Genomic DNA, 12325 nt, shown 5'->3' on the forward strand with positions numbered 1-12325 from the left:
GCTAGGCTCTGTACACCTAATTGAATTATTATAATTTTGAGTTAATTTTTAGTGAAAATTAATAAGATTTTTGCTGGAATAGTTATTCTTATTTCAAAAAAATCTTATAATTTGCAACAAAAAAGAACCAAAATTAGATTTATTTTAATTAGGTGTACAGAGCCTAGGAGATACGGGTGTTGTTGCATGGAGTACTCTAAACGTCATTGCGAGGAGCGTAGCGACGTGGCAATCTCTTGAAATCTGAGAGATTGCCACGTCGAAACTAAAGTTTCTTCTCGCAATGACGGTAACAAATCGAGCCATGCAACCACTTTTTCATAATGACGCTTCTGATGTTCAAACAATATTTTTACTGCGTTGGTGCGCTATCTGAGACTTTTACTTTAATTGTTGTTGCAGGAGCGTTATCAAAAAATAATGATACTTTAAATTCATCTCCTATTTTTAAAGATTGTTTCAAATTATTAAGCATTATATGCGCTCCGCCTGGCTTAAGCTCTACGCTGGTTTTAGCAGGTATTAAAAGCTTGTCTACTTTCACCATTTTGCTAACACCTTTCTCATCAGTAAAAGTTTGATGGATTTCTACTTTATTAGCAATATCCGATGAGGCGTTTATTAAATTATAACTAGCATCCGTATCGTTTTGAATTACTAAATACATAGCAGAATTACCAACTTTACCTGTAGTACTGCTTGCTGGCCTTGCCCATACATTAACAAAGCTAAGTTCCGTACTTGCTGGAATAGTAGAAGCCTCGCTATTAGATTGATCGTTAGGAGTAGCTGTCGGCGTGACCGATGTGTTGGTATCGGCATAACTTAGAGAAGAAGTAAAAGTTGTAAGTAATAAAAGGATAGTTTTTAAATTCATATCAATACCGTATAATTTATTTAATTTATAAGCCATATTAACATAAACAATATATAAATCCAATAATTTAATTAGGTACACAGAACCTATAATATGTAAGCAATATACTTATAAATCAAAAGGATTAATAACCTTAAGCCCCGCATAATGAAAATCTTTAATGTTACGTGTTACTAGTAAAAGATCAAAGTGTAAAGCGGTTGCGGCGATTAAGCTATCAATAGCCGGTAGAGTTTTACTTGATAAAGCTTGCAACATTCCCCACTTATTAGCTACTTGCGGATCAATAGGTAAAATACGATCAGCAAACCATGCAGTTAAATCTTGCTCTAGCCACATACGTATTTTTTCTTTCTTTTTTACTTCTATAGTTTTGCTGATTCCTTTACGTATTTCTCCTATAGTCAAAACACTTAAATATAAATCTCGATCTTGCACACACTTAAACCATTCTACTACCTGCTCATTTCGTTTTATCTTAATAAGCTCGCAAATTACATTTGTATCAATTAAATAACTCATAATCACAACTCGATTTTTCGACAAGGACTTTTATCTCTTTCAAAAACAAATTCTTCTCCAAATAATGGAGAGTTTTTTAAAAATTCCACAAGAGAAGATTTAGGAGAAGTTAAAGCAATATATTGCTTTGTTGATAATATAATTGCTGTTGTTTTTCCTCTAACGCTAATTCCTTGAGGCCCTTCATTAACTGCTTTTTGTATTACTTCGCTTAGTTTTGCTTTTGCTTCTTGCATTTGCCACTGTTTCATATAAAGCTATAAAATAACGTTAAAATATATTATAATACTAGTCTGACTAGTTTAATAAAACAAGCTATATTTTAAGGTTATCTAATATAAAATTAATTATAACTTTAAACTTATTTAATTTTAGGGTAAAATCATCAAAATTCAAATTTAAATAAAATAGTCTTAATGGTTTACGATACTATATTTAGCAGTCATATCGACAAAATTAAAAACGAGGGAAGATACAGAGAATTTAAGCAGCTAAAGCGGCAAGCAGATAATTTTCCCCTCGCTCGATGCGGCGATAAAGAGATAGTAATGTGGTGCATTAATGACTATTTAGGTATGAGCAAACACAAAAGCGTTATTGCAGCTTCTGTAGACGCTTTATTAAAATACGGGGTCGGTTCGGGGGGTACACGAAATATCGGCGGCAATAATAGCTCTATTGTTGAATTAGAACAAGAACTCGCTGATTTACATAATAAGGAATCGGCATTAGTCTTTACTTCCGGTTATGTAGCAAATGATACAACGCTTACTAGCCTTGCTAAAATTATACCTAATTTAGTGTTTTTTTCGGATGAATTAAATCATGCATCGATTATTACCGGTATTTCAAACTCTAAAGCCGAGAAATACATATATCGGCATTTAGATACTCTGCATCTTGAAGAATTATTACAAACTGTTGATATTAACCGGCCGAAAATCATCGTTTTTGAATCGGCATATTCTATGGACGGTCTTTTTTCACCTATTAAAGAGATAATTCGTTTGGCTAAAAAATATAATGCTTTAACTTTTATTGACGAAGTTCACACTGTCGGGTTATACGGCAAGCGTGGTGGCGGTATTGCGGAGCTTCTTGATTGCAGTCATGAAATTGATATTATTCAAGGTACGCTTGGTAAAGCTTACGGCACTATCGGAGGATATATTACAGCAAACCACCAGTTAGTCGATGCTATAAGGCTTACGGCCTCGGGTTTTATTTTTACCACCTCATTACCACCGGTTATTTCTGCCGCTGCCACAACTAGTATTAAACATCTTAAAGAATCAAGTGAAGAACGTAGTAAACATCAGCAAGTCGTTGCTAAGCTTAAAAATTCTTTTGATCGTTTCAATATTCCGTATTTAAAAAATGATAGCCATATTATTCCGATAATTATCGGTAATTCGATCAAAGCTAGTAAAGCTTCCGATATGCTACTTACTGAATATGGTATTTACGTTCAACACATTAATTTTCCAACTGTACCAAGAGGTACAGAACGTTTAAGGATTATCCCGACACCTGCACATACTGATAAAATGATTAATGACTTATCCTGCGCTTTAGTTAAAATATTCTCTGCGCTTGATATAGAATTATCTGCTGCCAAGGAACTTAATGACGAAATTCTTTTAAATCTTACTGCTTGAGAGGCGGGTGTTATGTCATTCCTACTAGGCATTGTTGCATGGAGCAAATTTGGTGTTATACCAGCGAAAGCTGGCATCTAACTTACTATATGTTATTAAGTAGATTCCCTCTTTCGAGGGAATGACACCGAGAACGTTTAGGATATCCAGAAATACAACTTATAATGTACATTATTTGTCTATTTTTTCTTAAGTCGCGAGATGACAATGAAAAAGCCGGGCCATGTAACAACGCCTTCGTGTTTCGTCATGATGGCTTTGGTATCCACACAACAACATCATCAACAATTGTAAATACTATGGAATTACATAGCAAACTATTAAACTATAATAGCGATTACCCCGAAGAAACAGAAAGCAGAATAAAAATGCTAGAGTTTTTAAATAATTACGAAAATCCATTTAGTAGAGAATTAACAATAGGTCATTTTACCGCCTCAGCTTTTTTGCTTAATGCAGACAAAACAAAATTTCTACTAATGCATCACAATAAGTTAAATAAATGGTTACAACCTGGAGGCCATTGTGACGGCAATGGCGATGTATTAGCAATTGCTATTAAAGAGGCTAAAGAGGAATCAGGTATTGAGGAAATTGAACCGATAAGTACAAAAATTTATGATATAGATATTCACTTCATCCCTGAAAATCATAAGGAATCGGCACATTACCATTATGATATAAGATTTTTACTAAAAACAATTGGTAATGATAATTTTATAAAGAATGACGAGGCGAATGAATTAAAGTGGCTTGCATTTATTTCTTATTCTCCTATCGAATTTCCTTTAGAAAAATCAGTTACTAGAATGATCGAGAAATATCAAAATTATCACTTTAAGGGGTATTAAGTGTGTTTACATGACCTGAGAAAGAAGCATAGTATGTCATTCCCGTGAAAACGGGAATCCAGATTACAAAAAAATGCGGCAAACTTGTTCAGCATGACAAAGAAAAGTCTGGATTCCCGTTTTCACGGGAATGACATAAGAGCGCAAAGAATAAATTCGCAAATTTAAGTTCTACAACAAAACCGTTATATTAAATCCCGTGCAGCTTTTTTGTGATATTTACAACCCTCTTGCCAAATAAAATAGCAGTTGTTAGATCACCTGACGGAGGCGCCATATCAGGAGATGATTTATGATTAGCTTGTGTCATAAGACCAGACCAACTACCTAAACGATTAGTGATATCGTGATTCGGCATTTCGTGATCGGCAAATTGCGGAGCATTTTCTCCCTGTCCTACCCAAATCATTCCATGTTGCATAGCTAAATGAAATAGCTGTTGAATACTGCAAAGCTTATCTCCAGAATAAGAAGCAGAATTAGTAAAACCGGCAGCTATTTTATCTTTCCATTTTTGCTCGCCCCATTTAATGGATGTAGCATCCATAAATACTTTAAATGGTCCTGCTATACTGCCCATATAAGTCGGTGCGCCGAAAATAATTGCATCCGCTGCATCTAGCGAATCCCAATCAATATTATTTAAATTATTTTTACTAATTTGTATTAAAGAACTGCTAGCGTCTGTTTCGCTTACTCCTTTATGTACTGCTTCCGCCACTTTAGCGGTATGTCCGTATCCGCTATAATATATAATAACTACCTTAACTGTCATATTAATACCTATTTAATTGCTTTATATAAGAAACGGCGTTTTGTAAATCGATTTGATTAACTGCAAATTCTCCTCTAAAAGGTTTATCTAAGATAAATAATAAGAATATCATTGAAGCTGAGGTTATGCAAACTAACATTACTGAAATTTTATGGAGATAGAGTTTAGTACCTAGCATACAAACAAACATTAAATTAATTGCTGTCATTATAAATATAATAACCCAATATTGAACATTTAAAGAAAAATATGACATTTTAATTCTATTATACCGCACTGTATGAAGTTCTTGAATATCATTAAATATTTTTTGTTTGATGAATAATTGTGTTGGGTCATTTGCTTTATAAAAATTCATACGCTTAAGAATATGTTTTAAATAATAAAGTGCTTCATTACTTACTCTATCACCATTTTTCATTATATCCCATTCATCTTTAATAATACTGTCGGTATACTCCTCAAGAGCAATAAAAATATCTGCTTTTATTATATCTGACTCAACCGAAGGCGGAAGCCAGTTTACAATATCCGCAAGCCTCATCAATATTATTGCCTCAGACGCCACCATATCCTGAGCTTTATTAAAATTACCGAGCAAATAAATTAAAACAAAGCCTGTGGATACCGCATACATACTACCTACTACGCCAGATAAAAACCCACCTAAACTACCGAGCTCTTCTTTTTGAAAATGATTGGGAATAATATATTTTATAAAAGAAAAGCAAATTATACAGAAACTCATCAAAATAATATTTATTATCAGAAATAAAGTAATATTATGAATGCTATAGAGAAAATCAATTATGTTATCTAACATCATATATTGCTCATTTTTTTATGCGTTGCTGCAGACTTAGCAAAAACGTCTTCATTGCGAGGAGGAACGTAGTCCCGACGTGGCGATCCAGTCTTCGTCATGCTGAACTTGGTTCAGCATCTCTTGCAAAAAGATCCTGAAATAAATTCAGGATGACTATTTTCTAGATTGCCGCGTTCCGAGCAAATGCTCGCAATGACGGTTTTAGTAGTCACGCAACAAAGTTCCTTGTTCTACAGCTCTATTTCTTCCAAAGCTATAGTAGAATCTGCGAATTTGGTAATTTTTTCGATTTTCAAACGTGCTTCCTGTAACTTTTTCTCACAATAGTTTTTCAATAAAACCCCCCTTTCAAAATTATTAACTGCCGATTCTAAAGTTTCTTGACCGTTATCTATATTTTTTACTATTTCTTCTAATTCAGCAAGTGCTGTTTCAAAACTTATATTTTCTTCTATAGATTTTGTTTTAATCATATTAGTACCTATTTTTAATTCATTGTTTAGTAACAGAATTTTTTATTGACGCTTCCGGTATTAGGAATAATTTTTTTAACTCACTACTATCGATAATTTGCTTCGGATTAAAAATACTGCCTTGAATTTTCATACCAAGATTTGTCTGGATATTTTTATTATTCGGATCATTTGCATTAGGCGTAATATTTGGAATATAAAAAGATAAAATGGATGATAAATCCATATTAAAATTATATATATTTACAGCCATAGATGCAGCACCGGAACTATATTGGGTAGTGAAAGCTACATTCTTTAAAAGAACAATACCTTTTTGTAATTCAATATTTCCCTGTACAGCATTAATTATATTTGATCCTTGTGACACGGTTTTTAAATCATTATCAAGATTTTGGGAGTTATAATTTTGTGAATTAATTTTTTCTATAAAAGAGTCGATAGAAAAATTGTTAACTGTAATATTATTTATGGCAAATTGTGATTGAGTAGTAAGGTTATATAATTGATTTTGTAAATCATTACCGTTAGTTGAAAAATTACCGTTTATACTACCCTTACCGCTTAAAGGTGGAAATATTTTAGGCAAAAGAGCCGATAATCCTGTTAAGTCAATCGTATTGAGTGCATAAACAAAATTAATAGAATTAGGATCTAGCAAAATATTTCCTGTTCCTTGAAATTTACCGTTCAGCATATTTGCTTCTATATTATTTATTTTGAACAAATTTTTATCATTTGCTAAAGAAAATATTAAATTTTCTAGCGTTAAATCATTTTGAGATAATTTAGCCAATTTTCCGGAAATATTTAATGAAATTTTATCTAAACTATAATCGTTAAACAGCTTATTTCTTAAAGCCAATAAGGAAGCGGGATGTAAAAAATTAGTTTCAAAAACCCCGTCTTTTATTCCTACAGTTAATACAGGTTGTAAGCTTGCTGCCTCTAAATTCCAACTAGTCGATATATAATTATTGCCTGTACGAATATCTAAATTATTAATTTTAAGGTTAGCAGGTGATATATTTGCTAATAAATTTACTTTCTCAAATGAATTGTCGGCAAAAATTATGTTATCTATAGTAAAATCCAAATTAGCTAAACAATTTAAAGTCCTTATTGGAATAAATTTATTTAGATAATCTAGATTTTTCATGCCTTGAGTTAAGTTTTCAATAAACGCAAAAATTGGCGAAATTATAGGATAGTTTTGTTTACTTAAATCAAGCAGAGAAAAATTTAAAGCAGCATTTACATGAGGAATAGAAGCGATAAATTTAGTAGATATATCACCTATTATATCAAGGTCATCGGTTTTCAATAAAAAATTTCTTAAATATAAATCTATTAAAGTTAATTTTAAATCGGACGATACTGTAAACGGTACATTTTCTTTTATTGTTGCACCGCTAAACCCTAAAGTATCTAATAAAATATTTAAGTTGTTATGAGCTAAATAAATTTTGCCATCAAACATGCTTCTTATTGTATTCTGTGTTACGTCACCCGTAAGCTTAAATTGCCCTCCTGATTTAATCGTACCGGCAAACTCTTCTACTTTTAAAACTCCTCCTATCAAGTTAGAAGAAAATAGTATTTTATTCAATGCTTCGTTATTACTTAAAATTATTTCATCAATATTAATATCGATTTTTAATAATTTATCAGCAAAATCAAAGCGTGAATTAAAATAAGGATTACTAAATTGATCAGGTATATTCGAGTTAAGAAGAGAATTTATATCTATTTTAGGAAAATGTAGGGTAATAAGACTCGCAACTTTATTGTTTTTACTAATATTCATCATTCCGCCACCTGAAATAAAAGGTGCATTTATCGTGATATCTTTTAGCTGCAATATATCTTCCAAGGCATAAATATTAAATTTAACGTTTATAGGAGCGTTCTGTTTAAACTTGTTCAATACATAATTTAAATCCGGCAAAATATTATACAGCAAAGAAGATATATTCTTTATTTCATATTCGCCAGTGCCGCTTTCCAGCTTAATTTCTAAGTTAAGATTTTTATAAACTTGTACTAATTTAAAAATATAATTGTTATTATCAACATTAAGGTTGAAATCTATAAACTCGTTATTTTGTTTAATAGAACCTGAAATATCTCCTATATTATTATTATATGCTTTAAATACAGTATTAGAAGATAAGCTATTTTTTTTGTATAATGAGCAATTAGTAAAATTCAGTATAGAATAATCTTGCTTATTAATAATATTTAAATTAGTAATATTAATATCTATATCTTTTAAATTAGATTTTAGAAAATTATTTATTAATTGCTCGTGATCATAAATACTTAATTTATTATTTTGTGAATAGATTTTAGCATCTAACACATTAAGATGGCTAATTTTTGGTTTAAAGCGTAAAAACGACCAAAGCGAAAAATGAACTTCTATTTTTTCTAATTCTATTTTTTCTTCTTCTTTTATTGATTCAATAACCAAATAAGGAAAAGGAAATTTAATTATCGTTATTTTTCCAATATTCGTAGCAGTAATACCGAAATTAGCAATAAAATTTTTGCCTATAGAATTAGAATTAATAAGAAATGAAGCGCTAAATATTATAAATATTAATAACGAAAGGCTAATTGTAATAATAGCAATTATTTTTTTTATCATGTCATTTAATTTATAATAAGTATAAAAAACTTTTATGTACTTTAAGTATTTTAAGAATTAGATTTTATTTTGAAGGGTGAATTGCACGCAGCTTATACTTAATGGCGCGTACGCGAATTTTAAGATCAAAATGAAAAAGCAATTCTTGAAATTTGCAGAGTGTATAACTATTATTATCTATAATTGTTAAAATTCAAAGGCAAATTAATGACCTCCTCACAAAATTTAATTTTAGTTGGTGTAATAACGTCGCCTCATGGTATCCAGGGAAATGTTATTATAAAATCTTTTACCAATCCAAAGGTAAAAATTACCGCTATGCAATTAACAAATGAATCAGGGAAAGATACTAATATTAAATTAATTAACCAAAATTCTCAAGGAAATTTAATTTGTAAATTTAACAAAATATCTAATAGAGAAGATGCTGCTAATTTAAAAGGTTATAAATTATTTTGCCTAAGAGAGGAATTTCTACCTTTAGAAGAAGATGAATTTTATATAACGGATTTACAAAATTTGCCCGTACTTGATCAATTATTAAACCCTATCGGAAAAGTCAAAAATATTTTTAATTTTGGTGCCGGTGATATAATAGAAATAGAGTTTAGCGATCAAAAGACAGAGTTATTACCGTTCACTAAAATTTTCTTTCCTATTATTACTAAAGAATATGTAGTTTTGAATCATACAGCTTTAGCAACGTAAGGAGCATTGTTATATGATCGGTTTTTGTAAAGCGTTCGTTGTCACACCGAGGCCCCTCCTACGGTATTTAGAAAAACCACATCATTGCAAGGAGTTGCGATAGCAACAACATGGCAATCTAAGACTCTTGCCGTTATTGCGAGCGAAGCGAAGCAATCTAGCTAACTTCATAAGATTGCCACGTTGGCATTATAATGCCTCCTCGCAATGACGAGGAAAATTGAAGCCACGCAACACCTTAGCAGTGCGTTGGTTAACGCTCAAACTATATGTTGATTGTGCGTTGTTCTTCCGCTTCTAAAAATTTTTCTAATTCGTTTCTAGTATAATTTTTTTCAACAAGCTTTACTTCTTTTTCAAAAATGTGTCGAACGGCTTTTTCTTCTAACGCTGGCCCTTTTAACTGTTCAACTGCCTTGGGGTTGTTTTTGTAAAAATCAAATATCATATTTTCCTGTCCTGGAAAGTTACGTGCTTGAGACATAATTACGGCTTTAAGATCATCCGGCTCTATTTTTAAATCTTTAATTTTCACGTACTCAGCTAGCATCAAGCCAATTCTCACACGACGCAGAGCTAATTTATTATAATATTCGTTTACTTCTTTCGGCGATTTATCTTTGAATAATGCTTCATCCTCGCCGTTGTTATTAGCTCCACTTTGATCGGTTTCAGATTTTAAAATATTTTTTTCTTGCTCAAGTAAAGATTCTGGTACATTAAAATTTAACAATTTTTCTAACTTATCAAATAAATTCATTTTCATTATAGTATTAATTGCTTCTTCTGCCTCACTTTCTATCTTTTTTGTAAAATGCCCACGCAGTTCTTCCAAGCTATTAGCATGAAATTTTTTGGCAAATTCATCATTAACAATTGTAGGCTCTGCAATATGTACAGCTTTTATCACTACTACGAAACGAGCAGGTTTACCGGCGATATCTTTAGCATGGTAGTCGCTTGGGAAAGTTACGTTTACTTCTACTTCACTTCCGATTTTTGCGCCGATTAATTGTTTTTCAAAACCTGGAATAAGACTATTACTACCGATTACTAATTTATGATCAGTAAGTTTACTACCCTCAAAAATTTCATCGTTCATATATCCGACTGCATCAATAGTAACTTGATCGCCTTTTTTAATCTTTGCAGTACTTTCTTTACTATAGCTTTTTGTTAATTCGGCAAGCTTATTAATTTGTTCGGTAACGTCATCTTCCTTCACTATTAACTTTGGTCTATCAATAGAAATTTTTGTAAAATCAGGAACTGTAATTTCAGGCAACAATTCTAATTTTAAAGTAAACTCTAAATCTTTGTCATTTTCATTTTGCAAATTTTCGATCTTTGGTTTACCGATAATATTTAACTTTTTATCTTCAATAACATGATTAACATTATGATTGATCTTATGCTCAATTACATCTTGCCTGACTGATTTTCCGTATTTTTGTTTGACGATTGCAATAGGTATTTTACCGGCACGAAAACCTGCCAATTTAACCTTTGTCGTTAAACTTAGCAATTCTTTCTGAATCTCATTGTTAATTTCATCTGAAGGAATTGAAATTTTTGCATGAAAATCTAATCCTTCGTTTTTCAGTACGGTAACTTGCATTCTAATAATCTCGTCAACTAATAATTATAAATATTATGGTACGGATGAAGGGACTTGAACCCCCACGCCTTGCGGCACAAGAACCTAAATCTTGCATGTCTACCAGTTCCATCACATCCGCAAAACTTCTTAAGCTAAGAATTTTCTCAAAGAATTATAATACACATCATATAATTTTTGTAAATCAGTAATTTTTGTACATTCATTAATTTTATGCGCCATTTCCGACAATAAACCAAATTCAACAACCGAGCAGTAATCTTTAACGAATCTTGCATCTGACGTACCACCGCTTGTAGAAAATTCGGGCTTTATTTTTAATGTTCTCTCTACTATATCAGCAAATTCTTTTATTGCATTATTAGGATTTTGAATAAAGCTATCAGAAGAACTACTATATTCTAGCTTATAATCCACTTTATATTTTTCGCAGTATCGTTTAATAATTTCTTCCACTAATTGTGCTAAAATTTTTGCACTATGTAAATTATTAAAACGTATATTGAAATGTGCTTCCGTACTTGCCGGAATTACGTTTGAAGTATTATTGCCGACATTGATATTCGTCATTTCAAGATTTGAACTTTGGAAAAATTCTGTTCCTTCATCAAGCTTTATATTTGTTAACTCGTTCAATATTTTTATTAAGCAAGGCAAAGGATTATTAGCTTTATGAGGATAAGCAACATGCCCTTCTTTACCTTGGATATTTAAGTTAAAATTAACGCTGCCACGTCTACCTATTTTTATCGTATCACCTATTTCTTCTTCATTTGTCGGCTCACCAACAATGGCAAAATCAATTTTATGACCTTGACTATAGATATGCTTTAACATTTCTTTAGTGCCGTATTTTGCTTCGCCCTCTTCATCGCTGGTAATTAAAAAACTAATCGAGCCGTTAAGTTTTGGATTACTCTTTATAAAATCCAAACTTGCCGCTAAAAAACAGGCGATAGAGCCTTTCATATCAACCGCACCCCTGCCATATATTTTATCGTCAATTATATGTGCTAGGAAAGGTGAGGCATGCCAAAGTGCAGCATCACCGGCAGGCACGACGTCCACATGACCGACAAAACAAATATTTGGTTTATTAGTGCCATAAACAGCATACAAATTAGTAACTTGCTCGCTTTCAGAATCGCCAAATATTTTTATTTCGGTTTGGAAACCACTTTCTTGCAGTAACTTTTCAATATACTCAATAGCACCCGCGCTATTCGGCGTTACCGACTCAAAACTAATTAATTTTTTAAAATAGCTGATGTGCATTAATATTATCTCTTATCCTAAATTTGCATTGCTAATAATGAATAAACCGTAATATAAAGCGATTACCCTATCTGAAACCTTTTATATAACTT

At 31.6% G+C, this 12325-nt stretch carries 12 protein-coding genes and 1 tRNA gene; 3 read left to right on the plus strand and 10 right to left on the minus strand.

Features of this window, described 5'->3' with window-relative positions:
* Nucleotides 1–352 precede the first annotated feature (352 nt).
* From OTR29_RS05565 to OTR29_RS05575, 3 genes are read right to left on the minus strand one after another with little or no spacing between them, the layout of a single operon-like run.
* Complete coding sequence (locus OTR29_RS05565; protein WP_422229833.1) at nucleotides 353–958, minus strand: copper chaperone PCu(A)C; 606 nt, start codon at nucleotides 956–958, stop codon at nucleotides 353–355.
* Nucleotides 959–985: 27 nt separating this feature from the next.
* Nucleotides 986–1399 (minus strand): type II toxin-antitoxin system VapC family toxin, encoded by a 414-nt coding sequence (locus OTR29_RS05570; RefSeq protein ID WP_422229835.1) that lies wholly within the window; start codon nucleotides 1397–1399, stop codon nucleotides 986–988.
* Between the two features lie 2 nt (nucleotides 1400–1401).
* Nucleotides 1402–1650, minus strand: a complete 249-nt coding sequence (locus tag OTR29_RS05575; protein WP_422229837.1) for a type II toxin-antitoxin system Phd/YefM family antitoxin — start codon at nucleotides 1648–1650, stop codon at nucleotides 1402–1404.
* A 165-nt stretch (nucleotides 1651–1815) separates the two neighbouring features.
* Between OTR29_RS05575 and hemA the strand changes: the two genes are divergently transcribed.
* Together hemA and OTR29_RS05585 are read left to right on the plus strand one after the other, a co-directional pair.
* The gene (gene hemA, locus OTR29_RS05580; protein WP_422229839.1) at nucleotides 1816–3057 is read left to right on the plus strand and encodes a 5-aminolevulinate synthase; all 1242 of its coding nucleotides are present in this window, start codon (nucleotides 1816–1818) and stop codon (nucleotides 3055–3057) included.
* Nucleotides 3058–3356: 299 nt separating this feature from the next.
* Nucleotides 3357–3908, plus strand: a complete 552-nt coding sequence (locus OTR29_RS05585) for an NUDIX hydrolase (RefSeq protein WP_422229841.1) — start codon at nucleotides 3357–3359, stop codon at nucleotides 3906–3908.
* Nucleotides 3909–4098: 190 nt separating this feature from the next.
* On the opposite strand, the gene OTR29_RS05590 is transcribed toward OTR29_RS05585, so the two are convergent.
* The 4 genes from OTR29_RS05590 to OTR29_RS05605 form a co-directional block, all read right to left on the minus strand.
* Complete coding sequence (locus OTR29_RS05590) at nucleotides 4099–4683, minus strand: flavodoxin family protein (RefSeq protein WP_422229842.1); 585 nt, start codon at nucleotides 4681–4683, stop codon at nucleotides 4099–4101.
* 1 nt (nucleotide 4684) lies between these two features.
* Nucleotides 4685–5431 carry a bestrophin-like domain gene (locus tag OTR29_RS05595; protein WP_422229969.1) on the minus strand — a complete coding sequence of 249 codons (747 nt, stop codon included), beginning with the start codon at nucleotides 5429–5431 and terminating at the stop codon, nucleotides 4685–4687.
* 308 nt (nucleotides 5432–5739) lie between these two features.
* Entirely contained in the window at nucleotides 5740–5982 is a 243-nt protein-coding gene (locus OTR29_RS05600; RefSeq protein ID WP_422229844.1) for an exodeoxyribonuclease VII small subunit, read from the minus strand.
* Between the two features lie 19 nt (nucleotides 5983–6001).
* Complete coding sequence (locus tag OTR29_RS05605) at nucleotides 6002–8632, minus strand: AsmA family protein (protein WP_422229845.1); 2631 nt, start codon at nucleotides 8630–8632, stop codon at nucleotides 6002–6004.
* A gap of 207 nt (nucleotides 8633–8839) precedes the next feature.
* Between OTR29_RS05605 and rimM the strand changes: the two genes are divergently transcribed.
* Entirely contained in the window at nucleotides 8840–9340 is a 501-nt protein-coding gene (gene rimM, locus OTR29_RS05610; RefSeq protein ID WP_422229847.1) for a ribosome maturation factor RimM, read from the plus strand.
* Nucleotides 9341–9605: 265 nt separating this feature from the next.
* On the opposite strand, the gene tig is transcribed toward rimM, so the two are convergent.
* From tig to dapE, 3 genes are all read right to left on the minus strand, one after another.
* Nucleotides 9606–10958 (minus strand): trigger factor, encoded by a 1353-nt coding sequence (tig, locus tag OTR29_RS05615; RefSeq protein WP_422229848.1) that lies wholly within the window; start codon nucleotides 10956–10958, stop codon nucleotides 9606–9608.
* Nucleotides 10959–10994: 36 nt separating this feature from the next.
* A tRNA-Leu gene (locus OTR29_RS05620) sits at nucleotides 10995–11079 on the minus strand.
* 8 nt (nucleotides 11080–11087) lie between these two features.
* Entirely contained in the window at nucleotides 11088–12233 is a 1146-nt protein-coding gene (gene dapE / locus OTR29_RS05625; RefSeq protein ID WP_422229850.1) for a succinyl-diaminopimelate desuccinylase, read from the minus strand.
* Between the last annotated feature and the right edge of the window lie 92 nt (nucleotides 12234–12325).

The organism is Rickettsia endosymbiont of Halotydeus destructor (assembly GCF_049278075.1).
Classification (GTDB): domain Bacteria; phylum Pseudomonadota; class Alphaproteobacteria; order Rickettsiales; family Rickettsiaceae; genus Rickettsia.